Origin of the sequence: Amycolatopsis vastitatis, from assembly GCF_002234595.1 — a bacterium.
Taxonomy (GTDB): Bacteria; Actinomycetota; Actinomycetes; order Mycobacteriales; family Pseudonocardiaceae; genus Amycolatopsis; species Amycolatopsis vastitatis.
The window spans coordinates 1-24,657 of sequence record NZ_NMUL01000025.1 but is presented as its reverse complement, the minus strand read 5'-3'; the positions used below and the strand labels follow the sequence as shown (position 1 = coordinate 24,657).

21 protein-coding genes are annotated in these 24,657 nt (G+C 71.0%); 12 read left to right on the top strand and 9 right to left on the bottom strand.

The annotated features are described in order from the left end of the window. The first annotated feature begins 56 nt into the window (after window positions 1–56). Window positions 57–2,879, top strand: coding sequence for an AfsR/SARP family transcriptional regulator (locus CF165_RS25115; protein ID WP_093950022.1), 2,823 nt, complete (start codon window positions 57–59; stop codon window positions 2,877–2,879). Window positions 2,880–3,064: 185 nt separating this feature from the next. Here CF165_RS25115 and CF165_RS25110 read toward each other — a convergent pair whose 3' ends face one another. The 3 genes from CF165_RS25110 to CF165_RS25095 all read right to left on the bottom strand — a co-directional run bounded on the left by CF165_RS25110 (window position 3,065) and on the right by CF165_RS25095 (window position 6,392). Then, window positions 3,065–3,910 carry a DUF72 domain-containing protein gene (locus CF165_RS25110; protein ID WP_093950021.1) on the bottom strand — a complete coding sequence of 282 codons (846 nt, stop codon included), beginning with the start codon at window positions 3,908–3,910 and terminating at the stop codon, window positions 3,065–3,067. 902 nt (window positions 3,911–4,812) lie between these two features. Next, window positions 4,813–5,574, bottom strand: a complete 762-nt coding sequence (locus tag CF165_RS25100; RefSeq protein ID WP_093950019.1) for a DUF4253 domain-containing protein — start codon at window positions 5,572–5,574, stop codon at window positions 4,813–4,815. Between the two features lie 167 nt (window positions 5,575–5,741). After that, on the bottom strand, window positions 5,742–6,392 hold the full coding sequence (locus CF165_RS25095; RefSeq protein ID WP_093950018.1) for a DedA family protein: 651 nt from the start codon (window positions 6,390–6,392) through the stop codon (window positions 5,742–5,744). Window positions 6,393–6,501: 109 nt separating this feature from the next. On the opposite strand from CF165_RS25095, the gene CF165_RS25090 reads away from it, so the two are divergent. Further along, window positions 6,502–7,617: a sensor histidine kinase gene (locus tag CF165_RS25090; protein ID WP_093950017.1), complete on the top strand. Its 1,116-nt coding sequence runs from the start codon at window positions 6,502–6,504 to the stop codon at window positions 7,615–7,617. After that, window positions 7,608–8,252: a response regulator transcription factor gene (locus CF165_RS25085; protein WP_093950016.1), complete on the top strand. Its 645-nt coding sequence runs from the start codon at window positions 7,608–7,610 to the stop codon at window positions 8,250–8,252. Before CF165_RS25090 ends, CF165_RS25085 begins: the two co-directional genes overlap by 10 nt. A gap of 4 nt (window positions 8,253–8,256) precedes the next feature. Here the strand turns inward: CF165_RS25085 and CF165_RS25080 are convergent, their stop codons facing one another. Then, window positions 8,257–9,903, bottom strand: coding sequence for a DNA repair helicase XPB (locus CF165_RS25080; RefSeq protein WP_093950015.1), 1,647 nt, complete (start codon window positions 9,901–9,903; stop codon window positions 8,257–8,259). An 88-nt stretch (window positions 9,904–9,991) separates the two neighbouring features. Here CF165_RS25080 and CF165_RS25075 point away from each other — a divergent pair, with 88 nt between their 5' ends. Continuing rightward, window positions 9,992–10,609: an LppU/SCO3897 family protein gene (locus CF165_RS25075; protein WP_093950014.1), complete on the top strand. Its 618-nt coding sequence runs from the start codon at window positions 9,992–9,994 to the stop codon at window positions 10,607–10,609. Window positions 10,610–10,622: 13 nt separating this feature from the next. Here the strand turns inward: CF165_RS25075 and CF165_RS25070 are convergent, their stop codons facing one another. Further along, on the bottom strand, window positions 10,623–11,588 hold the full coding sequence (locus tag CF165_RS25070; RefSeq protein WP_093950013.1) for an ABC transporter substrate-binding protein: 966 nt from the start codon (window positions 11,586–11,588) through the stop codon (window positions 10,623–10,625). Window positions 11,589–11,774: 186 nt separating this feature from the next. Here CF165_RS25070 and CF165_RS25065 point away from each other — a divergent pair, with 186 nt between their 5' ends. The 7 genes from CF165_RS25065 (at window position 11,775) to mdlC (ending at window position 20,679) form a co-directional block, all read left to right on the top strand. Continuing rightward, window positions 11,775–14,528, top strand: coding sequence for a sensor histidine kinase (locus tag CF165_RS25065; RefSeq protein WP_205660966.1), 2,754 nt, complete (start codon window positions 11,775–11,777; stop codon window positions 14,526–14,528). A gap of 12 nt (window positions 14,529–14,540) precedes the next feature. Then, the gene (locus tag CF165_RS25060) at window positions 14,541–15,218 is read left to right on the top strand and encodes a copper homeostasis protein CutC (RefSeq protein WP_093950011.1); all 678 of its coding nucleotides are present in this window, start codon (window positions 14,541–14,543) and stop codon (window positions 15,216–15,218) included. A 478-nt stretch (window positions 15,219–15,696) separates the two neighbouring features. Then, window positions 15,697–15,939, top strand: coding sequence for a hypothetical protein (locus CF165_RS25055; protein ID WP_093950010.1), 243 nt, complete (start codon window positions 15,697–15,699; stop codon window positions 15,937–15,939). A 43-nt stretch (window positions 15,940–15,982) separates the two neighbouring features. Then, window positions 15,983–16,942, top strand: coding sequence for an NsdA family TPR-like regulatory protein (locus CF165_RS25050; RefSeq protein ID WP_240521774.1), 960 nt, complete (start codon window positions 15,983–15,985; stop codon window positions 16,940–16,942). A 167-nt stretch (window positions 16,943–17,109) separates the two neighbouring features. Then, window positions 17,110–18,759: a S53 family peptidase gene (locus CF165_RS25045; RefSeq protein ID WP_093950009.1), complete on the top strand. Its 1,650-nt coding sequence runs from the start codon at window positions 17,110–17,112 to the stop codon at window positions 18,757–18,759. A gap of 112 nt (window positions 18,760–18,871) precedes the next feature. Beyond that, the gene (locus CF165_RS50370) at window positions 18,872–19,096 is read left to right on the top strand and encodes a hypothetical protein (protein ID WP_143268654.1); all 225 of its coding nucleotides are present in this window, start codon (window positions 18,872–18,874) and stop codon (window positions 19,094–19,096) included. Further along, window positions 19,093–20,679, top strand: coding sequence for a benzoylformate decarboxylase (mdlC, locus tag CF165_RS25040; protein WP_093950008.1), 1,587 nt, complete (start codon window positions 19,093–19,095; stop codon window positions 20,677–20,679). The genes CF165_RS50370 and mdlC overlap by 4 nt, the downstream gene beginning before the upstream one ends. Before the next feature lie 10 nt (window positions 20,680–20,689). On the opposite strand, the gene CF165_RS25035 is transcribed toward mdlC, so the two are convergent. Next, entirely contained in the window at window positions 20,690–21,265 is a 576-nt protein-coding gene (locus tag CF165_RS25035) for a dihydrofolate reductase family protein (RefSeq protein WP_093950007.1), read from the bottom strand. A 127-nt stretch (window positions 21,266–21,392) separates the two neighbouring features. Between CF165_RS25035 and CF165_RS25030 the strand changes: the two genes are divergently transcribed. Next, a complete protein-coding gene (locus CF165_RS25030; protein ID WP_093950006.1) occupies window positions 21,393–22,247 on the top strand; it encodes a hypothetical protein in 855 nt (284 codons plus the stop codon). Window positions 22,248–22,255: 8 nt separating this feature from the next. Here the strand turns inward: CF165_RS25030 and CF165_RS25025 are convergent, their stop codons facing one another. From CF165_RS25025 to CF165_RS25015, 3 genes are all read right to left on the bottom strand, one after another. Continuing rightward, on the bottom strand, window positions 22,256–23,116 hold the full coding sequence (locus CF165_RS25025; protein ID WP_093950005.1) for an ABC transporter ATP-binding protein: 861 nt from the start codon (window positions 23,114–23,116) through the stop codon (window positions 22,256–22,258). 21 nt (window positions 23,117–23,137) lie between these two features. Next, window positions 23,138–23,971, bottom strand: coding sequence for an ABC transporter permease (locus tag CF165_RS25020; protein ID WP_093950004.1), 834 nt, complete (start codon window positions 23,969–23,971; stop codon window positions 23,138–23,140). Next, on the bottom strand, window positions 23,968–24,657 hold a 690-nt coding region (locus tag CF165_RS25015), incomplete at its 5' end, for an ABC transporter permease (RefSeq protein WP_093950037.1). The genes CF165_RS25020 and CF165_RS25015, both read right to left, overlap by 4 nt.

Sequence of the window (24,657 nt, the reverse complement as noted above, 5' to 3'; positions counted from 1 at the left end):
ACCGCCCGGTGCGGTAAACGGGTGCCGAACAGCGCGCTTCCGGTCAGAATGACTCCGTGGTCCTCGATTTCCGCGTGCTGGGTCCGGCCGAGGTCACGGCCGACGGCCGCCCGGTACCGCTCGGGGGCAGCCGGCCGCTGATCGTCCTGGCCGGGCTTCTGCTGCGCGCGAACCGGGTCGTGCCGGTCGACGAACTGGGCCGCTGGCTGTGGAACGACGACCACCGCCGCTCCAAGGGCGCACTCCAGACGTACGTGCTGCGCCTGCGCCGGGCCCTCGGCGACCAGGTCGCGATCCGCACCGAGAGTGGCGGCTACCGGATCGAGCTCGACGACGACCTGCTCGACCTGACCCGGTTCCGCGCGCTCGCCATCCGCGGCAAGGCCGCGGTGGACCGCGGCGAGAGCCGCCAGGCGGCCGCGCACTTCGCCGAGGCGCTCGCGCAGTGGCGCGGGCCGGCGCTGCTGAACGTCGAGTCGGACGCGCTGCACCGCGACGAAGCCGGTCAGCTGGCCGAGGAACGGCTGCGCGTCCGCGAGCAGTGGGCGGACGCGTTGCTCGAAGTCGGCGAGTACGGCACCGTCGTCCCCGAGCTGACCCGGCTGACCAGGGAGAACCCGCTGCGGGAGCGGCTGCACGAGCAGCTGATGATCGCGCTGTACCGGTCGGGCCGTCAGGCCGAAGCACTCGACGTCCACCGCCGGATCAGCCGCGTGCTGGCCGAGGAGCTGGGCCTCGACCCGGGGCCGTCGCTGCAGCGCACCCGTCAGGCGATCCTCACCGGCGCCGACGACGGCGACGCCGCCCGGATGCCGCGTTACCGGCTCGGCGTCGAGCCGCAAGTACCCCACCAGCTGCCCGCCGACCTGCGGACCTTCTCTGGGCGCGAGTGCGACCTCAAGGCGTTGCACGCGCTGCTGCCGGAGGCGCTCGACGCCGACACGTCGACGCCGATCGCGTCCGTCGAAGGCATGGGCGGCATCGGCAAGACGACCCTGGCCGTGCACTTCGCGCACGAGATCGCCGACCGGTTCCCCGGCGGGCAGGTCTACCTCAACCTGCGGGGTTACGGCCCCGGCGAGCCCGTCGAGCCGTCGGCGGCGCTGGAAGCGATGCTGACCGCGCTCGGCGTGCCGTGCGAACAGATCCCCGCCGACCTCGACGGCCGCGCGGCGAGCTGGCGGACGCACACCGCGGGGCGGCGGCTGCTGATCGTGCTCGACAACGCCAACCGCACCGAGCAGGTGAGCCCGCTGCTGCCCGGGCCGGGCTGCCTGGTCGTGATCACGAGCCGCTGGCAGCTGCGGGCGCTCGTCGCGACGCACGGCGCGCGGCGGATCGCGCTGGAGGAGCTGGGTGATGAGGACGCCATCGGGCTGCTCGCGTCCACGATCGGCTTCGACCGGGTGGCCCGCGACCCGGCGGCGGCCGAGCGGTTCGTGCGCTACTGCGGCGGGTTGCCGCTGGCGATCCGGATCCTCGCCGTGCGCGCGGCGCAGTTCCCGGACCTGCCGCTCGACGAGTTCGTCGACGCCCCCGACCTGCTGGGTTCGTTCGACCTCGCCGACGGCGAGGGCACCAACATCAGGTCGGTGTTTTCGTACTCCTACCGGGCGCTGCAGCCGTCGGGGGCGCGGCTGCTGCGGCTGCTCGGGCTGCACACGGGCGTCGACTTCACCGCCCCGGCGGCGGCCGCGGTCGCCGGCCTGGACCTCGCGGCGACGCGGCCGATGCTGGAAACCCTGGCGGCCGCGCACCTGCTCGCCCAGCCGCGGCCGGGCCGCTACCAGTTCCACGACCTCATCCGCGCCTACGCCGGCGAAGCCGCTTCGCAGGTGGAGCCGTCTTCCGAGCGCGAAGCCGCTCTGGATCGGTTGCTGGGCTGGTACTTGGCGTCCGCGCTGAACGCGTCACAGCAGATGCGGCCGGAGCGCTACTACCGGCTGCTGGAGCTCGACGACCTCGACGGCGGCGTGTCGTTTTCGTCGTACCACGACGCGCTGACCTGGTTCGGCGAGGAGGCGGGAAACCTGATCGCCGCGGTGCACCTGGCGCGGCGGCTGCGTCGTGACGACGTCTGCTGGAAGCTGGCCTGGCTGCTGCAGAGCTACTTCGTGACGCGCTCGCGGCTCGACGACTGGCGGTCGGTGTTCGAGGTGGCGCTCGAAGCCGCGCGGGTGAGTGGGCACCGGCCGGGCGAGGCGGGGATCTTGAGCGGGCTGGGCGTCGTCAACGCCGTCGCCCGGCAGTACGCCGAGTGCCGGCGGTACCTGGAGCAGGTGCTGGCGATCCAGCGGGAGCTCGGCGCGCGCGAGGGCGAGGCACGGGCGCAGTACAACCTGGCGATGGCGGCCCACAACCTCGACGACTACGCCTGGGCGTACGAACACGGCATGCAGGCGCTGGAGATCGTCCGTTCGCTGGGACTGGGGGCGTTCGAGGCGAACGTGCTGCGGGCACTGGGCGACATCTGCACGTCGATGGGCGACCACGAGCAGGCGCTCCGGCTGGCCGACGCGGCGCTGGCGATCCTCGGCCCGGACGGGCAGCCGGTGGACAAGCGGTTCACCCAGCCCACGCGCGGCCTGGCCCTGATCGGCCTCGGCCGGCTCGACGAGGGGATCACGTGCATCAGCGAGTCGGTGGAGATGTTCCTCGCGATGGGCGAGCAGTACGAAGCGGCGGACGTGCTGTCCCAGCTGGGCACGATCCACCTCCGCCGGGGAGACCCGGCACTGGCCCGGGAGTGCTGGCTCCGATCGGTGCACCTGCTGACGGAGCTGGACCACCCGGATGCGGACGACGTACGGGCGAAGCTGGCGGCGCTGGTCGGAAGCTGTCCACAGGCGGGCCGTGATGTGGACAAGCGGTCGCCGTAGGCCGGTTTTTCCGGCTTTCACCGGTGGGGGCCGATACGATGGACTTGGGGTCGCCCCCTGGGAGCGGCGGGGGATGTCTGGTCCCTGTGCGCGGTGGCGGACCGTTCGCGTGCCGACCCCCAGCGACAGCACGCAAGCCGGTCCGGCCCGCGTGTCCACTCAAGCCGATGGCGCTCACTGTCCACTCACTGCCGGGTCGGCGGAGTCACCCCCAGCAGGTCGGCGAGGCATTCGGCGTTACGGGGCGCCTCCACCTTGACGTCGTTGTCGAAGTAGATGTGCACGTCGCGCCGGCCGCCATCGTGCCAGGCCCGGATTTTCTCCGCCCACCTTCGTAAGGCCTCGTCCGAGTAGCCGCTGACGTACAGCTCCTCGTCGCCGTGCAGGCGGACATAGGCGAAGTCCGCCGTCTGGTCTTCGAGGAACGGCCACTTGCCCGCGGTGTCGGCGACGACCAGGGCGATCCCGTGTTCCCGCAGGAGCTCCTTCGCCGCGGGCTCGGCGAAGCTGGGATGCCGGACCTCCAGCGCGTGCTGCAGCGGCCTCCGCGCCCCGGCTTCGAGGTACGGCGTCCCCTTCAGTTTGTCGTCGTGCTTCGTCGCCAGCTGGGCGGCGTCCGTCGTCGTGCGCGGCAGGAGGGCGAAGAAGTTCACGAGCCGGTCCGGGTCGAACGCGAGTGTCGGTGGCAGCTGCCAGAGGAACGGCCCCAGTTTCGTGCCGAGGGCGAGGACTCCGGAGGCGTAGAAGTTCGCCAGCGCGGTCTCGACGTCGCGCAGCTGCTTCATGTGCGTGATGAAGCGGCCGCCCTTCACCGCGAAGAGGAAGTCCGCCGGGGTCTCGTCGAACCAGGCGCGGTACCGCTCCGGCCGCTGCAGCGAGTAGAACGAGCCGTTGATCTCGACCGCGTTCATCCGCCGCGACAGGTACTCGAGTTCCCGTCGCTGCACCAGCCCGGGCGGGTAGAACACCCCGCGCCACGGTGGATAGCGCCACCCCGAAGTGCCGATCCGGATCTCGGCGATCGCTCTCACCGCCTTTCCGCGGTGGCTGATTCCCGCTCGCCGTCCCGGCCAAACACGGCCGCGGCGGTGGAGCCCGGACCGGTGGACCGCGGGTCGGGTCAGCCGACCCAAGTTGGTGGACGCCCGTCTCAACGGTCCTTTGGCTCGTTTGCTCATGGGCCGGCTTCCGATCTGGACGCAGAGATCACTTGGCTGGAGATGCCGCGCGGCCCGGGACAGGGGATCGCGGTGCGGGTGCGGCTCGCTCGAGTCGCGGTGTGGTGCGGCCGCGCCGACGCGCCTTGCGGTAATGCTGCCGAGCCGGGTAGCGGCGGCCTTTGGTCGAGGCGTGGTCGGTGGCCCGGCAAGCCCGCTGGAGCGACGGGCTGGGCGGTCGACTGGAGCCACGGTCTGGGCGGTCAACGGCGCGCTCGTGGCCCGTCCTGGGAACCCGTCCGCGGCCGTGAGCAGGTTGTCGCTCGTCGCCGGGACGGGAGTGGCGCGTTCCTTCACCCCCACACGCCACTCCCTGCTCCCCGGTCCACCCTCCTGGCCCCCGGCCACTCGGCCACTCGGCCAGGCTTCCCCTCTCACCCGGACGGCCCGGTGAGCCCTGCCCAGCCTGGCCACCGGCTCCCCGGCCACGCCCGGCTCCCTCTCACCCGGTCCAGTCGGGGCCCCTGACCCTGGCCGGGGTCCCCTGGCCCCCGGCCCGGCCGCCCCCGCGGCACCCTGGCCGCCAGTGGCCTGACCTGGCCTGACCTGACCTGGCCCGGCCCGCGTGGCCCGGCCTGACCTGGCCCGGCCTGACCCCGGTCGGCCTCCCGCCGCGGCCGCCGCGACCCCGGCCCCCTCTCACCCGGCCCCGGCCCAGCCAGCCCCCAGCCAGCCCCCAGCCCGCTCCCGGGCTCGCTCGCCCCGGCGCGCCGGGCTCATGCCCAGGAGAACCGCCAGTGGCGTGTCTGCACCAACCCCGACGCGTACTCGCGCAGGTTCCCCGGCTGCCCGGCGAAGGTCGGCAGGCTGAACGCCCGGTGCTCGGCCGCGACCGTCAGGGCCCTCGCCTGGTTGCGAGGCGGCGCCGCCACCGACAGCTCGATCGTGTCGAATCCCAGCACCACCAGCGTCGCGCCGAAACGGTCCTCCCAGCTGCGTAGCACCGCCGACAGCTCGGCAACCTGGTCCGTGCACTTCACCATGCCGGTCCAGCCCAGCAGGGCCGGGATGTCCGCCGGCCGCTCCGTCTGGACCAGGCCGAGCCGGTGCGGGGCGCGCGTCGCCAGGATCGAACCCGTGTTGCCCGCTTCGGCCAGGGGGTCGGATCTGCGCGGGCTGCGCTTGGCCAGCCCCGGGAACCGGGCGCCGAACGGCCGCAGGCAGGCACCGTCGCAGCACGAGCCGTCCCACCAGCGGTCCAGTGCCCCCGCCGCGTCCGCCGTCGCGACGCGGTGGCCTGCCGGGGCCAGCCTGCCGCGGTCGTCGATCCAGTCCTCGCCCCTCGCCGCGAAACGCTGGTCGTGCGGGATCAGCACCGGCCACAGCCCCGACCGCTCGAACTCGGCCACGCAGCCGAGGTAGCGCTCGGGCCGGGTCAGCGGCAGGTCCGACACCCACAGCCTGCCGTGCCACGACCCCGGTGGCAGGGTCTGGACCGGCGGCGCGGGCGTACCGGGGCGGAGCGGTGCGATCGTCATGGACGTCCCCTCGAACTTGTGTTCGGCTACTGCACCTCGAACAGTAGTTCGAGGGTCCGACAATTTCCAGCGTCATAGCCGCTCATCCGTTCGAGTGAATCCGGAAATCTGCAGGTCAGAAGCTTGGCGGAGACTCCTGTGGCGGAAGTTGTTCCTGTGACGATTCGCTACGCCGAACGAGTCCGCCGCTCGCGCAGCCGGACGACCGCGAACAGCCCGATCGCCACCGCCACCGCCGCCAGCACGACGTACTGGAACACCGACGCGTAGCGGTCGACCAGCGACCAGCTCTCGCCGAGCAGGTAGCCGGCCACGACGAACGCCGTGTTCCACAGCAGGCTGCCCGCCGTGGTCAGCAGCAGGAACCGGCCGAACGGCATGCGCTCGACGCCGGCGGGCAGGGAGATCAGGCTCCGGAAGATCGGCACCATCCGCCCGAGGAACACGGCCTTGCCGCCGTGCCGGGTGAACCACGCCTCCGTCCGGTCGAAGTCACTCACCTTCATCAGCGGGATGCGCGCCACGAGGGCGCGGGTGCGGGCACGGCCGAGCAGCGCGCCCAGCCAGTAGACGATCACCGCGCCGGCCAACGACCCCAGCGTCGTCCAGAACAGCGCGCCGAGGAGTGTGAACGCGCCCCGGCTCGCGGAGAACCCGGCGAGCGGGAGCACCAGCTCGCTCGGGATCGGCGGGAACAGGTTGTCCAGCCCGACGATGATGGCGGCGCCGGGGCCGCCGAGCGCGTCGATGAGCCCGACGGCCCAGCCGGCCAGGCCGGTCATCGGTTCGGCGGCGGTGGAGGTCAGCAAGAGGTCCATGCCTTCGAACGTAGGAATCCGCAGGCGGAAGCACATTGCTGAACACCACCCGGAAACACTGCGGAAAACCGCAATACGGAAAGACCCCTGCGCTCGCTAGCCTGAAGTCGTGATCATTTGGGCTCTGCGCACCACGGTGGGCGTCGGCCTCGGCGCGCTGACCGCGATCGCCGAGGTGCTGTACGTCCTGCTGAGTGCGCCCCTGCTCGTCCTACCGACGGCGCGCCGGGGCGTGCTGCGCGGTGCCCGGGAGCTCGCCGACGTCGAACGCGAGCGGCTGCTTCGGTTCTTTGACAACTACAACAGTGACGATTACGACGGCCGCCGCGCACTGCAGTACCTCCTCCCGCGCGCCGGCGTCGGCCTTCTCGGGCTGGGCGTCTGGGCATGCCTCGGTGCCGGGGTGGTGACGGCCGTGGTCTACGGCAGGCAGCTGCTCGCCGGACGCGCACCCGGCGGGCAGGGCCCCGGCACCGCCGGCGGCTGGTTCCTGATCGCCGTGCTCGCGACGCTCGCGGCGTTCCTCTGCTGGCAGGGCATCGCCGGCGTCGCCGCCCTGGACCGGTGGCTGGCCCAGCGGTTCCTCGGCCCGAGCCCCCAGATGCTGCTCGAGCGCCGGATGTCCTTCCTCTTCACCAGCCGTTCGGAAGTCGTCGAAGCGGTGAACGGCGAACGCCGCCGCATCGAGCGCGACCTGCACGACGGCGTCCAGCAGCGGCTCGTCGCCCTGGGCGTGCTGCTCGGCCGGGCCAGGCGCACGGGCGATGCCGAACTCGTCCGGCAGGCGCACGAGGAGGTGCAGGAAGCATTGCGCGACCTGCGGGACGTCTCCTGGCGCGTGTACCCGATCGCGCTCGACGAAGGTGGTCTCGCCACCGCACTCGAGTCGCTGGCCGAGCGGGCGGCGCTCCCGGTCGAGGTGCGGTACACACTTTTCGAGGCACCCTCGCGCGAGCTGGCGACCGTGATCTACTTCGTGGCGTCGGAGTCGGTCACCAACGCGGTCAAGCACTCCGGCGCGACGCGGGTCGGGATCGACGTCCACCTCGTCGACGGGAAAATCCGCGTGGAGATCGCCGACGACGGCGTCGGCGGGGCTCGGAACAGCGGAACCGGCGGGCTCTCCGGCCTGGCGCGGCGCGTGGCGGCGGCGGACGGGAGATTCACCGTGGACAGTCCGGAGGGCGGTCCGACGGTGGTGCGGGCGGTGCTGCCGTGCGGGTGATCCTGGCCGAGGACTCCACGCTGCTGCGGGAAGGCCTGGTGCGGTTGCTGGCCGAGGAGGGCCACGACGTGCTCGCCGCGGTCGGTGACGCCGAAGCGCTCCTCGAAGCGACGGAGAACCACAAGCCCGACGTCGTCGTCACCGACGTCCGGATGCCACCCACCCACTCCGACGAAGGGCTGCGCGCCGCGCTCGAAATCCGCGAGAAATGGCCGGAAACCGGCGTTCTCGTCCTCTCCCAATACGTCGAGAAGCGTTACGCGGCCAAGCTGATCAGTGGCGGCGGCGGCCGTGTCGGCTACCTGCTCAAGGACCGGGTGGCCCAGGTCGGCGAATTCCTCGACGCGCTCGATCGGATCGGCGAAGGCGGCGCGGCCTTCGACCCGGAGGTGGTGCGGCGGCTGGTGGCCCGGACCTCCCACGAGGACGCGCTGGGCCGGCTGACCCCGCGCGAGCGGGACGTGCTGGAAAAGATGGCGCAGGGGCACACGAACGCGAGCATCGCGAAGCTGCTGTACCTGTCGCAGAGCTCGGTGGAGAAGCACGCCAACGCGATCTTCGACAAGCTCGACCTGCCCCAGGCGGCCGGGTACAGCCGCCGGGTGCTCGCGGTCCTGCGCTTCCTCGGTTCGTGAGGGCTCAGAGCGGCCGGAGCAGGTCGTCCGCGTCCACGATGTGGTAGGCGTAGCCCTGCTCCGCGAGGAACCGCTGCCGGTGCGCCGCGTACTCCGTGTCGACCGTGTCACGCGAGACGATCGAGTAGAAGTGCGCCTGCCGTCCGTCGCCCTTCGGGCGCAGGAGCCGTCCGAGGCGCTGGGCCTCCTCCTGCCGCGAGCCGAACGTGCCCGAGATCTGGATCGCCACCGACGCCTCGGGCAGGTCGATCGAGAAGTTCGCGACCTTCGACACCACCAGCGTCTTGATCTCGCCGCGCCGGAACTTGTCGAACAGCTCCTCGCGCTCCTTGTTGCGCGTCGCGCCCTGGATGACCGGCGCGTCGAGCTCGTCGCCGAGCATCTCCAGCTGGTCGAGGTAGGCGCCGATGACCAGGGTCGGCTCGCCGGTGTGCTTCTCCACGATCGACTTGATCACCGGGGTCTTCGTCAACGCCGTCGCCGCCAGCTTGTACCGCTCGTCGGCCTCGGCCGTGGCGTAGTCGAGCCGCTCCGCGTCGGTCAGCGTCACGCGGACCTCGGTGCACTCCGCCGGCGCGATCCAGCCCTGCGCCTCGATGTCGCGCCACGGCACGTCGTAGCGCTTCGGCCCGATCAGCGAGAAGACGTCACCCTCGCGGCCGTCCTCGCGCACCAGCGTCGCGGTCAGGCCGAGCCGCCGCCGGGACTGCAGGTCCGCCGTCATCCGGAACACCGGCGCCGGCAGCAGGTGGACCTCGTCGTAGACGACCAGGCCCCAGTCGCGGGAGTCGAACAGCTCGAGGTGCTTGTACTCGCCCTTGGTCTTGCGGGTGATCACCTGGTACGTCGCGATGGTGACCGGCCGGATCTCCTTCTTCTCCCCGGAGTACTCGCCGATCTCCTCCTCGGTCAGCGACGTCCGCGCGATCAGCTCGCGCTTCCACTGCCGTCCGGCGACCGTGTTCGTCACCAGGATCAGCGTCGTGGCCTGAGCGCGAGCCATCGCCGCCGCGCCGACCATCGTCTTCCCGGCGCCGCACGGGAGCACGACGACGCCGGAGCCGCCCGCCCAGAACGCCTCCGCCGCCTGGCGCTGGTAGTCACGCAGCTGCCAGTCGCTCTCGTCGAGCGCGATCGGGTGCGCTTCGCCGTCGACGTACCCGGCCAGGTCCTCGGCGGGCCAGCCGACCTTCAGCAGCGCCTGCTTCAGCCGCCCGCGCTCGGACGGGTGCACGATGACGGTGTCCTCGTCGATCCGGGCGCCGATCATCGGGCTGATCTTCTTGTTCCGGATGACCTCGGTCAGCACCGCGCGGTCGGTGGTCGACATGACCAGCCCGTGCGCCGGGTGGTTGGCGATCTGCAGCCGCCCGAACCGGCCCATCACGTCGACGACGTCGATGAGCAGCGGCTGCGGCACCGGGAAGCGCGAGTACGTCGTCAGCGCGTCGACGACCTGCTCGGCGTCGTGGCCCGCGGCGCGCGCGTTCCACAACGCCAGCGGCGTGATCCGATAGGTGTGGACGTGCTCCGGCGCCCGTTCGAGCTCGGCGAACGGCGCGATGGCGATCCGCGCGTCATCGGCCTGGGGGTGGTCGACCTCCAGGAGCACGGTCTTGTCGGACTGGACGATCAGCGGGCCATCAGTCACAACTACTGTTATACGTGCCTCGCTCCGGTCCGCTTCCGTCGCGGTCCGCCGGGGGGACGAGGTGCCGAGGGGATCACTGGAGGGCACGTTGACCACACCACCGTCCGACGACAACCCGTTCCGGACTCCGGACTACGCCGCGCCGGCCGCCCCGATGCCCCCGGTACCGGGCCGGCAGGCGCCGATTCCGCACTGGTTCACCACGAAAGTGCGGGTCACGCTGGTCGCGTGCGTCGTCGCCGCGCTGGGCCTCGGCGCGCTGGGGGCGCTGGGCATCAGCGGGCTCAACCGCTACGGCACGCCATCGAACGGTGACTGCCTGTACCTGACGCACGAGGGTGGCGGCAAGCTCGCCTACCACCGCGCCGGCTGCGGTTCGGACAGCGCGACGTTCAAGGTCGAGAACACCTATCACGGGGTCGTCGCGTGCGCCGCCGGCGACTACGTCCGGTTCCGGCTCGGCTCCGGTACCGGCGAGACCCTGTGCCTGGCCCTGAACGTCAGGTCCGGCGAGTGCATCCGCAACATCGAAGACGAGACCACGATCGACAAGCTGAGCTGCGCGGACCCGGCGGCGGAGGAGCGTGTCCGGATCCTTCCCGGCTTCGGCCAGGACGAAGACTGCACGGGCGCCGACAAGGTGCTTTCCTACGCCGGTCCGCCGTCCCGCACGGTCTGCCTGATCAGGTCGGGCGAGAACATCTAGCCGCCAAGGGCGGCTAGTAACCGGTCCGGTCGGGGAGCAGGGCTTGGACGTCGAGGCGGTTGGCCAGCAGGCCGGAGTTGTGCATCAGGTCGGCGACGCGCTGGAGCCGGATGCCGTTGAGCGACGCCGGGTACGAGCCGAGCGAGATCAGCGCGGCCGTGGTCGGGTCGATGTCGGAGAACTTCGGCAGCGCGTCGCGCACGGTGGCCGGGTCGGTCGCGCTCTGCTGGGCCGCGCCCAGCGCGGTCCGGAACGCCGCGAGCGTACGCGGGTTGGCCTGCGCGAACGGCTTGGCCGACGCGTATCCGGACAGCGGGAAGTCGAGCGTCGAACCGCGGGCGCCGTCGGCCAGGATGTGCGCGCCGAGGTCCTTCTCGGCGCGGGTGATGTACGGCTCGATCATGAGCGCCGCATCGGCGTCGCCCGCCTGCAGGGCCTGCGGCATCCGGTCGAACGGCACCGCCGTGAACTTGATCTTCCCTTCGTCCACGCCCGCCGTGCCCAGCACCGAACGCGCGACGAGTGCGCCGACGTCGTCGAGCATGTTCACCAAGATCTTGGGCGACTTCTTCCCCGTGGGCACGGTGTAGTCGGAGTCGGGCAGCGTGACCAGGGCCATCGTGTTGGGCCCGGACGTGTAGGCCTCGCCCTGCAACTGCAACGCCGCCCCGCCGGCCGCGGCGCGGAACATGGCGATGTCGGAGGCGAAGGTGACGTCGAGGTCGCCGGAGGCCAGCTTCGCCAGCCCGTCGTCGGCGCCGAGGTCGACGAGCCGGACGTTCAGCCCCGCGGAACCGAACTTCCCGGCCGCCACGGCGATCCGCAGCGGGGCCGTGTCGATGGCGTTGCCCACTCCGACGCGGAGGGTGGTCCGCTCCAGCGGCGGCGGAGCCGCGGTGCCGCCGGAAGAGAACATGCTGCATCCCGCGGTCGCCAGAAGCGCCGCTACCAGCGGAATCGTTCTTCCACGTCTGATCATGAACCTTCACCTACCGCGAGAATCTGGTTCTCGTGCTGGATCGTATGGTCCAGGCCCCATACGATCGCGGGCAGGGCCGTATCGTGCCAGCGCGGCTTTCGGATCTCCATGGGGCGGGCTACCGTTCAGTAGGTTCGAGTGTCGTTCGATCCGCGGGTTCCCGCCCGCGGCGGAAAAGGAAACCAGGTGACCCGTCGCGACAAGCGTCCCCGCAAGGGCGGCGACGCGGCGGGACCGCGTCCGGCTGGCGGCCGGTGGCGGCTGCGCAACTGGCGCCTCGGCACGAAGCTCTTCGCCGTCCTCCTGATTCCCGCGCTCGCCGTGATCGCGCTCGTCGGCCTGCGGATCAGCTCGGACCTGCGTGACGCCCAGCAGCTCGCCGAGTTCGCCACCCGCGGCCGCGTCGACAGCACGGTCGCCGAAGCCCTGCACGAGCTGCAGCGCGAGCGCGACCTGACCGTCCGGTTCGTGGCCCAGAACCGGCAGGGCGACACCGCCGACCTCACCGCCCAGCGCAACCGCGTCGACCAGGCGATCGGCAAGTTCGAGCGAACTCTCGCCGACAGCCGGCCGCGGCTCGACGCGAAGGCCGCCGTGAGCCTGCAGCAGACCGACGACCGGCTGCGGGTGCTCGGCGGTCTCCGGTACTCCGCGGAGCACTCGGCGTTCCCCGCCGACGCCGTGCTGCGCTCCTACAGCGAGCTGATCTCCGGCCTGCTCGACATCAGCGACTCCGCCGCCGCCGACGTCTCCGACCCGGATCTTGCGCGGATGCGGCTGGCGGGCAACGCACTGGCCCGGATCAAGGACCAGATGTCGGTCAAGCGGGCGGTGATGGCCGAGGCGCTCGCCGCGGGCACCCTCGACCGCGACCGCACGCGCGCCTTGCTCGGCGCCGAAGCAGAGCTGGCCGCCGCGCGCAGCGACTACCGCACCTTCGCGACGCCTGAGCAGCAGCGGATGTTCGACGACACGGTGATCGGCCTGGTCGTCGACATCGGCAACGACATGGTCGAGTCCGCGCTCACCCGTACCGAGAACGGCCAGAACCTCTCGGGCCTCGACCCGAACCAGTGGGACGTCTCGGCGACGCACACGGTGAACCTCGCCCACCAAGTGCAGCAGGCGTTGCTGGTCCAGTTGCAGGAACGCACGGACACCCTGGCGGCGCAGGCCCGCACGGCGGCGCTCTGGGACGGCGGCGCGGTGCTCGGCGTCCTGCTCGTCGCCGGCGTGCTGTCGGTGGTCATCGCGCGGTCCCTGTTGCGCCCCTTGCGGATCCTGCGCCGGACGGCCCTCGAAGTGGCCGAGCACCGGCTGCCCGCCGCCGTGCAGAACCTGCTCACCGATCCCGAGCCCGCCCCCGAAAACCTGCGGAAACGGCTCGCCGTCGCGCCGGTGCCGGTGTACACCCGCGAAGAGCTCGGCCAGGTGGCGCGCGCGTTCGACGCCGTCCACGGCGAGGCCGTCCGGCTCGCCGGCGAACAGGCGATGCTGCGCGAGAACGTCAACGCGATGTTCGTCAACCTCTCGCAGCGCAGCCAGGACCTCGTCGAGCGGCAGCTGTCGGTGCTCGACCGGATGGAGGCCGACGAGCAGGACCCGGACACCCTCGCGGGGTTGTTCGAGCTCGACCACCTCGCAACGCGGATGCGGCGCAACAGCGAAAACCTGCTGGTGCTGTCCGGTCAGGACTCGGCGCGGGAGGACGCCGGCCCGGTCTCGGCCGACGAGATCATCGGCGCCGCGCTCTCGGAGGTCGAGCACTACCAGCGGATCGAGCTCGGCCCGGCCCCGCAGGTCGCGGTCCGCGGGGAGGCCGTCAACGACCTCGTGCACGTCGTTTCGGAGCTGCTGGAGAACGCCACGCGCTACTCCGGCGAAGAGCCGGTCACCGTGGCCAGCGCCGAAACCCACGACGGCGACTGGCAGATCGAGATCATCGACCACGGCGCCGGCATGCCGAAGGCCGAGATCGACCGCACGAACGCGCGGCTCGCGCACCCGCCGGACGTCGATGTCGAGGTGTCGCGCCGGATGGGCCTGTTCGTCGTCGCGACGCTGGCCACGCGCCACCACATCGACGTCAGCCTGAGCCTGGGGGCGGAGGGCGGGCTCGTCGCGACCGTGCTGGTGCCCGCCGGGCTGATCGTCGAGCTGCCGCCGATGCCCGCGCCGCCCCCGCCGGCCGAGCCGCAGCGCGCTCCCGACGTGGAACCCGAGCTGCTGGCCCCGCTCGCGCCGCTCACCCCGGCGGAACCGGAACCGCCGGAGCCGGAGCCGGAGCCGGAAGAGCTGACGCCGCCGTCGATCGAGGCGGGCCCGCCTCGCCGGGCTCCGGTGGTGGCGCGCGAGCACGCGCCGGAATGGCCCGCCGCCGACGGCGACGTCCACCTCGACCTGGACGCGCCGACCGAGCGGATGCCCGCCTACCGCGACGTCCTGTCCCGCTGGTTCGACGCGTCCGCGGCGCCCGAAGCGCCGCGCAGGCAGGCGGAGCCGCTCCCGGTCGCCGAAGAGCCGCGGCCGGCCACTGCCCACCCGCGGCACGCGCTCGCCACGCCACCACCGCCCCCGCCACCTTCGCCGCTGCTGCCGCCTCTGCCGTCGCCGCCGTTGCCGTCGCCCGATCCGGTGGTGGCCGGGCCGAACCCGGACGACGAGGACACCGAGCCGCGGCTCGCGCCCGTCCCGCCGCCGGCCGCGATCGAACCCGAATACCAGTGGCCGAGCCCGGCTGAACTGGAGCAGGAGGACGGCGCCGAGGACACCTGGCCGTTCCTGCAGACCGTCGATTCCGCGGCGAGCCCGGGAGCGGTGCCGGAGCAGCGGCCGATACTCTCTCTTTCCCCGGAAGCGGTGCGCGAGCGGATGACGAGCCTTCAAGGCGGCTTCCGGCGAGGGCGGCACGCGAGGGGAGACGACACCCGGAACCAGTGAAACGGATGAGGCATGAGCTCGAAGACGCCCCTGCTGGAAGTGATCGCGCTGGACGCGGCGGATGCCGAAGGCGCGCAGGCGGGCGGGGCGGACCGCCTCGAACTGGTCGCGGACATGGCGCAGGACGGCCTGACGCCGTCGGTGGAAACCCTGCGTGACGTGCTGTCGGCGACCGACCTCCCGGTCCGGGTCATGCTGCGGGACAACGGTTCCTTCGCCATCGGCGACCTCGAAGGGCTGCGGGCGGACACCGCCCGGCTGATCGACGCGGGCGCGCGCGAGTTCGTCTTCGGTTTCCTCACCGTCGACAGCGAGATCGACCTCGACGCCTGCGAGACGCTGATCAAGGAGGTCGACGGCCTCCCCTGGACGTTCCACCGCGCCATCGACCGCACCCGCGATCCGGTGCGCGCGTACGACCAGCTGGCTTCGCTCGGGTGCGACACCGTGCTCGCCGCCGGCCACCCGAACGGCGTCGCCAGCGGCCTTTCGGTGCTGCAACGGCTCGCGCAGCGCGAAAGCGGGCCGGAACTGCTCGTGGGCGGGGGCCTGCGCGCCCAGCAGGTGCACCTCTTGCGCGCCGGCGGCGTGCGCGGGTTCCATGTCGGGAGCGCGGTGCGGCCCGGCGGCTGGCAGGCGGCCGTCGACGCCGAAACGGTGCGCACCTGGGTGGACCTCGTCAAGAACTGATCCAAAACGGAACCCGAACAGGCGCCGGTCATACCAGTATTCATTCTCGGGAATCGGCCGGAAATGAAACTGCATTCGTGTCTTGCGAATGCCGATCGGCGCTCGGGTGTGCACCTGCACGTGCAATCCTGCGGTTGGTCTGCTTGGGGGCTGAAGCTGTGGCAGGCGCTGGCTATCGTGGGTTTGAAGTCGTGAAACAGTGGCGATTTCCGGTGGTGGCACGGCAGGTGACGGGTAGTGGCGGCCCGTCCCGGCGAGGCCAAGAATCCTTCGCTAGAGCGGGAGGCGGCGCTGTGGGCGCGCGTATTCGGTTCGCGATCAATTCGATGAGGAGCGGTCGGGAAACCCGGTCGGCGACCGTCCGGTGGATTTCCATGGCCTGGGAACGGTTGATTCAACGGGAATATAGTCAGAATGCGTCCGTGGCAAGCCGGAAGGCCGAATCGTGACCGGCGTGATACCGCCTCAACGCGGTGCTGTGACAACCGGGGCTTCGCCCCGGTCCGGGGGCTTCGCCACCCGGACCACCGAAGAGCGATCCGAAACCTCCGAGGACGAGTTCGCCCGCTTGGGTCTCGGCGGCTCGCTCGCCCTCACCGGCCTCCTGGCCGCCGTCAAGATCGCGGAAACCGCCACCGGCGTGGTGCTGACCGCCGCCGGGGTCCTGCCCGGTACTCACCCCCCGAAGGAACGGGTGTCGGCCTGGCCCGGAGGGGAATGACCCGAGCTGCCCGCATGGCGGCTCTCGAGGACGGAGGGTGGCCATGGCCGGCAGTGAGGGAAACGATCTGCGTGGTGTGCGCGTCGGTCTCGCCGACGTGCGGCGGCTCGAAGACACCGTCGCGCGGCTTCGGGCCCAGGACTACCGCTACGGCGGTGGTGCCTGCTGGGAAGCCGTCGAGGCGCAGTTGCCGCGGGCGGTGGAGCTGCTGAACGGGACGGTCCGGCGCGCCGTCTTCCCGCGGCTCTGCACCGCCGTCGCCGACCTGTACAACCTCGCCGGCTGGACGAGCTTCGACGAGGACCGCCCCACGGCCGCGCTGGAAGCGTTCGCGCGGGCGCTTCGGCTCGCCGTCGAGGCCGGGAACCACGACCTCCAGGCGAACATCCGGTACCGCGCCGGACGCCTGCTCCTGCACTACGACGCCGTCGATCCGGCGCTGACGGAGTTCGCGCGGGGCCGCGAGGCGGCGCGGCTGGCGAGTTCGAAGCTCGCCCAGTCGATCCTGTCGGCCAACCAGGCGTGGGCGCACGCCAAGAAGGGTGACGTCGCCGCCGCGCTGACGTGCCTGCGCCGGGCGCGCACGGAGTTCGCCGACGCCCAGGGGACGGAACCCTCGCCGTGGGCGGCCTTCTTCGGGCCCACCGACCTGTCGGCGATGGCCGGCACGGTGCACGCCGAACTGGCCCAGGTCGTCGACGTCCGGCACGGCCGTGACGGGATCCCCGCGCTCGCCGGCGCGATCGCCGGGTACGGCCCGGACATGGCCCGCAGCCGGTCGCTGACCGCGATCTGGCTGGCCACGGTGCACGCGCTGGAGGGCGATCTCGACATCGCCCTCGAGGTCGGGCGGGACGCGATCGAGGTGGCGGGCGCGCTGCGGTCGCCGCGGACCCGGCAGCGGCTGCGGACGCTGTCGGCCGCGGCCCGCCGGTACCCCCGGGACGCGCGCGCCCGGCAAATCGTCGAACGCGTCGAAACGGTCGGGCATTCCGGACAATAATCGGCAAGTTATGTTGAGGTAAACCTCTCGGAAAATGAAAATGGGATCCGTCCGAAGCCCAGACAAAAGTAGGTTCTCGGCGTGATCATGGCTTCTTATGCTTCTCGGCAACCTGCGGCGAGCATTCCGCGCAGGCCCGGTCCCCACCGCCGAGAGGAAATTCCCCCATGCGCTTGCGCAAGCTCGTCGCGGCCGCTGTGCCGCTGCCTGCGTTGCTCGGCCTCGCCGTGGCCGTCCCGGCTGCCGCCGCGCCGGAACCCCTGGTCACCCTGTCCGACAACGCCGCGCCGCTGATCAACAGCGACCGCACCGGTGACGTCGCGGCCGACCGGCCGATCACCGCCGCGCTCTCGCTGAAACTGCACAACCAGCAGGCTCTGGAAAAGTTCCTCGCCGACGTGCAGAATCCCGCTTCGCCGCAATATCACCACTTCCTGACCCCCGCGCAGTTCAATGCCCGGTTCGGCCCGACTCAGGCCGATGTCGACAAGGCCGTCTTATTCCTCGGGAAATCGGGTGCCACCGGGATCGAGGTTTCCGGCAACCGGCAGGCCATCACGTTCACCGGCTCGGCGGCGCAGCTCGAATCGGCGTTCCGCACCCGGATCGGGAACTACCACGACCGGGTTTCCGGGCGTGACTTCTTCGCCAACGACGCCGCGCCCGCCGTGCCCGCGGGTGTCTCGGACGTCGTGGGCAACGTCGTCGGCCTCGACGACCACGCCGTGCGGACGCACTCGTCGAAGCCCCTGGCCAAGCCCAACGTCGTCAAGTCCGCGACGCCGACGGTGCTCAAGACCGCTTACGGCACCAGCGGTCTTTCGGCGACCGGCAGTGGCGTCAACGTCGGCTTCGTCGAGTTCGACGGGTACCAGAAGTCGAACATCACCAAGTACGACAGCACCTACGGGCTTTCGGCGGGCTCGGTGACGACGGTCGGCGTCAGCGGCGCGAACTACGACTCGTCGCCGGGTGACGGCCAGGTCGAGGTCGAACTCGACATCGAGGTCGTGCACGCGGTGGCCGCCGCGGCCAACGACTACGTCTACGAGGCGCCGAACTCGGGCGCCGGCGAACTGGCGATGTACCAGAAGATCGCGTCGGACGCCACGGTCGACGTCGTCTCGATCTCTTGGGGCGCTTGCGAAGCCGCGGAGGGTTCGAGCGCGGCGAAGAGCGTCAGCAGCGCGGTCGCGACCGGCACCGCGGAGGGCATCTCGTACTTCGCCGCCGCGGGCGACGACGGTACGACCGACTGCTACCGCCAGACGGGCTCGACGGCGCGTGGAGTGGACTTCCCGGCGTCGAGCCCGAACGTGACGGGCGTCGGCGGGACGAAGCTGAACGTGACGTCGTCCAACGGCTACAGCAGCGAGTCGACCTGGAACGACGGCAACAACGGCGGCTCGACCGGCGGCGGCATTTCGACGGTCTTCACGGCGCCTTCGTGGCAGTCGTCGCAGAGCTCGACGTACCGCAAGGTGCCGGACGTCGCGGCGGACGCCTCGCCGACGTCGGGTTACTACATCTACAGCGCGGGCAGTTGGGAAACGGTCGGCGGCACCTCGGGCGCGACCCCGCTGTGGGCGGCGTTCGCGGCGCTGCAGAACCAGGTCCACGGCGGCGCGCTGGGCAACCTGAACCCGAAGTTCTACTCGATCGGCAACGGGTCCTCGTACGGCACGGGCTTCCACGACGTGACGACGGGCAACAACACCCTCCACGGCACGACCGGGTTCAGCGCCGGGACCGGGTACGACCAGGTGACGGGCTGGGGTTCGTTCAAGGCGAGCGGGCTGTCGGGCCTGATCGGCTGAGTGCGTCGGGTTGAGTGTGCAGGCGGGGCTGTAGCGGATTCGCTACGGCCCCGTCGGCCGTTTTCGTCGGTGGCCGGTGACAGACTGCGTACATGGCAAAAGACTGCTGAGCTTGGCAGCGCACGCCCAGGAGCCTGACTGGCTCGAAAGCTGTGTGCCGGGAAGCGCGCTTGGCATTCAGGCGACCGAATATCAGGCAGCTCAGCGCTCGGTGGTCAGTCTTGCCCTTCCTGCGCGGATTCGCGACACCAAGGACCGCGCCGGGGCGCGCTCGCCGTTTCTGCGGCCGCTTGGCGGGCTTTACTTCGCAAAACTAAGCGTTAACCTGTCCGCATGATCAAGCGAACGGTGCTGCACGCCACCCGGGAACTGCTCCGCGAACTCGGCCTCACCACGGTGTTCGGCAACCCCGGGACGACCGAGGTGCCGTTCCTCACCGACTGGCCCGACGACTTCGACTACGTCCTGGGCCTGCAGGAGTCCACCGTCGTGGCGATGGCCGATGCCTATGCTCAAGCCACGCGGCAGGCCGTGCTGGTCAACCTGCACTCCGCGGGCGGGGTGGGGCACAGCCTCGGTAGCCTCTTCACCGCCTACCGCAACCGGACGCCGCTGATCATCGTCGCCGGGCAGCAGGTTCGTTCGCTTCTTCCGCACGAGCCCTTCCTCGGTGCGATGGACGCCCCCGAGTTTCCCAAGCCGTACGTCAAGTGGTCGATCGAGCCCGCGTCCGCCGAGGACGTCCCGGCCGCGCTGGCCCGGGCCTACCACATCGCGACGCAGGCGCCGTCCGGTCCGGTTTTCGTGTCCGTTCCCGCCGACGACTGGACCGCACCCACCGACCGGCCCGTCATCTCGCGGCCCCGCATCCGCGGCTTCGCGCCGGATCCCGAGGCCATCGACGAGCTCAACACCGCGCTGGAAGCCGCGCGGCGGCCGGCGATCGTCGTCGGGGGAGCCGTCGACCAGGACAGTGCCGTCCCGGAAACCGTCGCGCTCGCCGAACGGCTCAACGCCGGCGTGTGGGTCGCGCCGATGTCCTACCGCTGCTCGTTCCCCGAGAACCACCCGCTGTTCCAAGGGTTCCTGGAGCCCGAACGCGGCGCCGTCGCCGACACGCTCGCGAAGCACGACCTCGTTCTCGTGCTCGGCGCGCCCGCCTTCACGTACCACGTCGACCGCGGGCGCGGGGACGCTCCGCTGCCGCCGCTGTTCATCCTCAGCGACGACGAACAGATCCTCGCCCGCGCCTTCGAAGGCACCGGCATCCGCGCCACGCCGAAGCTGGGCGTCCGCGCGCTGCTCAACGTCGTCGATCGGAGCACGCGGCCCGCGCCGGCGCCGCGGCCGCGTCCGGCCAAGCCCAGCGGTGAGACGCTCACCGGCGAATTCCTCTACTCCACGCTCGCGGACCTGTTGCCGGACAACGCCTTGGTCGTCGAGGAGGCGCCCAGCCACCGCGGGAGCCTGCACGAGCACCTGCCGATCACCTCGACCGGTTCCGGGTTCCTGACGATGGCCAGCGGCACGCTCGGCTACGGCATCCCGGGCGCGGTCGGCGCGGCGCTCGCCCGCCCGGACCGCAAGGTCGTCGCCGTGGTCGGCGACGGGTCGAGCATGTACGGCATCCAGGGCCTCTGGACGGCGGCGCGCGAGCAGCTGCCGGTGACGTTCGTGATCTTCGACAATTCGGAGTACGCGGCGGTCCGCCTCCTCGGTGACACGATCGGCGGCGTGAAACTGCCGGGCACCGAACTGGGCGGCATCGACTTCGCGGCGCTGGCGGGCAGCATGGGCTGCCAGGGCGTGACGATCACCGAACCGTCCGACCTGGCGGCCGGCCTCGCCGCGGCGCTCGCCGACCCGCGCCCGACGCTGGTGCACGTCCGGGTCGCGCCGACCCAGGCACTGGCGTACTGAACGAAACGGCTCAGCCGTGCCGGGCCGGCCGGTAGGTCAGCACCTGCGTGTGGCCGTCGAAGGTCCGGGCTTCGAGCAGCTCGAGGTCGAAGTCGGCCACACCGTCGAAGACCCGGTCCACGCCGGTCTTCCCGCTGATCACCGGGAAGACCGTCAGCTCGATGGTGTCGACCAGGCCCGCGTTCAGCAGCGCGCGGTTGAGCGTCAGGCTTCCGTGGGAGAGCAGCGGCACGTCGGATTCGGCTTTGAGGCGCGTGACCACCTCGACGGGATCGCCGGGCTCGATGGTCGTTCCCGGCCAGTCGAGCGGCTCGGTCAGCCGGCTGGAGAGCACCGTGACCGGGGAGCCGAACATGCGCGTGATCCACTCGTCGAAGAGGCCGCGGTCGAAGCCCGGGCTCAGGAACGGCGCGTTCGACGAGTAGGTCTTGGCCCCCAGCACCATGCGCAGCGGGTCGCGGTAGGCGGCGGCGCGGTGCGCGAGGAATTCGAGGCCCTGCTTGCCCCAATAGCCGCCCCAGTCGCCGCTGTGGTTGGCGAAGCCGTCGAGCGTGGCGAAGATGTCGAAGGTGTACGTGGCGGTCATCGGGACTCCTTGCGGGAAGCGGGCCGCCCCTTGTGGCGGCCTCACTCCTGCTACGAACACCACCGCCGCGATCCGACACCCCGCCCGGACTTTCTTTTCGGGTGAACGGTCGAGCTGGAGAGCTGGTGTGACTGTGCTGTGGCTACGCGGGATGTGGCGAGAGACTCCTCGTGGGTTGCGGGTCTTGTGGCCGGCTCTGTGGGGTGCCGGCGTTCTGCTGCTGGGCCTGGGGTGGTGGGGAGATCAGGCCGGGTTCTGGTCGAGCAAGCCGTTCGTCACCAACGTGTTCTCGTCGTTGACGGCGGCGTTTTTCGGTATTCCGCTCGCGTTGATCGTGCTGCAGCGGCTGGGGGTGGCGCAGGCGGAAGCGGTGGAGGCACGAGCGGCGCGACGGCTGGCGGCCACGGTTGCCGAGGACCTTGCCTCGGCTGCCCCGCGACTGCACCCCGGCCCGTTGAGCGAACTGCGCCGCGCCGAAGCCGAGTTGCTGAAAGTGGAGAGAGCGGCCCAGGAGGCCATCAGGCAGTGGGACAGCACTCAGGACGAGGAGAGCCTGCGTCCGTTGCGCGAGTTGCTGGCCGACGGCACGCTGGACGGCGCGCTGGCGGATTTCAGATCGGCCATCCGGCCCGGCAGGCAGGCCATTCCCGCCGTCGCGGAGGTTTCAGCTCACTGGTCCTTCCTCAACACGACCGTCCGCAGCCGGCTGCTGGAGACCGGTGGGACGTGGCTGGCCGCACCGCTCGCCGCCCGAATCGACGGCATGGTCAAGCTCGTGACGGCAGATCCGTACCTGGACGGTTGGCTGCGTGATCTCGACATGGCGATCAGAAGGTTTCACGCGGCCTCGGACCTGTCCACCGCCCTCCGGCACCTGTGGACCCAGCTGGAGATCGGGTCCGAACTGGCCGAGGCCGTCGGCCAGCTCGATGTTCTCACCGCCCAGGCTTCTCGGGCACTGACGCCGTCCTCAGAGGCATGACCAGAGAATCAGCTCCGGGTCTTGCTCTCCGTCACGTCCGAGGCGTGCTCCGCCAGCTCCCATTCCGCGGCGTCCGACGCGGCCTCGGCCGCTTCCGCCGGGCTGCCGCCGTGCAGCAGCCGCGCGACTTCGCCGCGCAGCGACACGAACTCCGCCGACTCGCGCGTGGTGATCTGGTCGCGCTCGGCGGGCAGGCCGACGGGCAGGTCCGCCACGATCGACGCCGGTGACTTCGACAGCACCAGCACCCGGTCGGACAGGTAGACGCTCTCGTCGATGTCGTGCGTGACGACCAGGATCGTGCTGCCCTGCTCGCGCTGCACGCGCCGGGTGAGGTCTTCCAGCTCGAAGCGCGTCTGGGCGTCGACCGACGCGAACGGCTCGTCCATCAGCAGCAGCGCCGGGCGGCTGGCCAGCGCGCGGGCGATCGACACCCGCTGCTGCATGCCGCCCGACAGCTGCCACGGGTACTTCCCGCCGACGCCCGAAAGCCCGACCTGCTCCAGTGCCTCGGCCGCCCGCTTCCGGCGCTCCGCCTTCGAAACCGGCCGCCACCGCAACGGGAACTCGACGTTCTTCTGCACCGAAAGCCACGGGAACAGCGAACGGCTGTAGTCCTGGAACACGACGGCGAGGTCGTCCGGCACGCCCGAGACGCGGTCGCCGTGCAGGCTCACCGTGCCCTCGGTCGGCGGGGTCAGCCCGGCGACGCAGCGCAGGAGCGTCGACTTCCCGCAGCCCGACGGCCCCACGATGCTGGCCAGCTGCCCGGCCTCCACCGTGAACGACAGGTTGTCGACCGCGGTGTGTGCCTTGGCGCCGCTGCCGTAGGTGTGGCTGAGGCCGGAAACTTCGAGCATGGTGGACATGGGAGAGGCCTTTCGCGGGCGTCAGTCGCGGCCGAGGCGGGCCGGCTGCCAGGCCAGGACCCGCCGCTCCGCGGCCAGGAAGATCGTGTTGAAGACGTAGCCGAGGATGCCCAGCAGCACCAGCCACGCCCACATGGTCGGGAACTCGAAGTCCTGCTGGGCGTTCATCAGCGACCGGCCGATGCCGTGGTAGGCGCCGACCAGCTCGGAGATCACCATCAGCAGCAGCGAGATGGACAGGCTCACCCGCAGCCCGGCGAAGATCTTGGGTGCCGCCGCGGGCAGCACCACCATGCCGAGCCAGTACCCGCGGGGCGTGCGGAACGACCGGGCCGTCTCCACCTTGACCTGGTCGACCGAGCGGACGCCGTCGACGGCGTTGAGCAGCACCGGCCACACCGCGCCGAAGATGATCGACCCGAGCTGCATGCCCGAGCTCAGCCCGAACAGGACCCCGAACACCGGGATCAGCGTGGGCGGCGGGATCGAGCGGAAGAACGCGAACAGCGGGCCGACGTAGTCCAGCGCCCGCGCGGACCGGCCGATCAGCACGCCGAGCACGATGCCGACGACCGCGGCCAGCACCCAGCCGCCGAGCATCCGGCCAAGGCTGGGGAACACGTCGACGAACACCGTGTCGGTGAGGAACAGCTGCGACGCGGGCCCGGTGAACCACAGCTTCGCGGCGGCGACCGCGATTTCCGTCGGCGGGGGGAAGAACTTGCTGCCGCCGGCCCGGGCGGCGAACTCCCAGGCGACCACGAGGATCGCGAACAGCAGCCAGTTGCGCAGGACCGTCGCGGCACCGCGCGCGGCGCGCCTGCCGACCCGGCCCGAAAGAGTCGCCGCCGTCACGCGATCGCCTCCCGGTCGACCGAATTCCACCGGAACAGCCGCTTGCCGAGCTGTTCGAGCCCTTCGTTGATCAGGTATCCCAGTGCCCCCGCCACGAGCGTACTGGCGAAGACCAGGTCGAACCGGGTCGAGCCGGTGCTGACGAGCATGATGTAGCTGCCCAGCCCGACCTCCGAGCCGGCCAGGAACTCGGTGCTGACGACGGCGATCAGCGCGATCGTCGCGGACAGCCGGACGCCGGTGAAGACGAACGGCGCGGTCTGCGGCAGTGCGACCGACGACAGGATGCGGAACCGGCTGGTGCCGCACGCGCGTGCGGTCTCCATGAGCACCGGGTCGATCTCGTTCATCCCGTAGATCGTGTTGAACATGATCGGCCAGAGCGATGCGTACACCGCGAGGGTGATCTTCGCTTCCGGTCCGGAGCCGATCACCAGCAGCACGAGCGGGATGAGCGCGGCGACCGGGATCGGGCGGAGGAACTCGACGATCGCGGCGGTGGTGGTGCGCAGCACCGGGATGCTGCCCAGCAGCAGCCCGGCGGGCACCGCGACGGCGATGGCGATCGCGATGGCGATCAGCCAGGCGAGCATGGTCGCGACGATGTCGCGGAGGAACTGCGCGTCGCCCAGCAGGTCCACGAGGCTGACGAGGACGACGCTCGGCGGCGGGATGAACGTCTTACT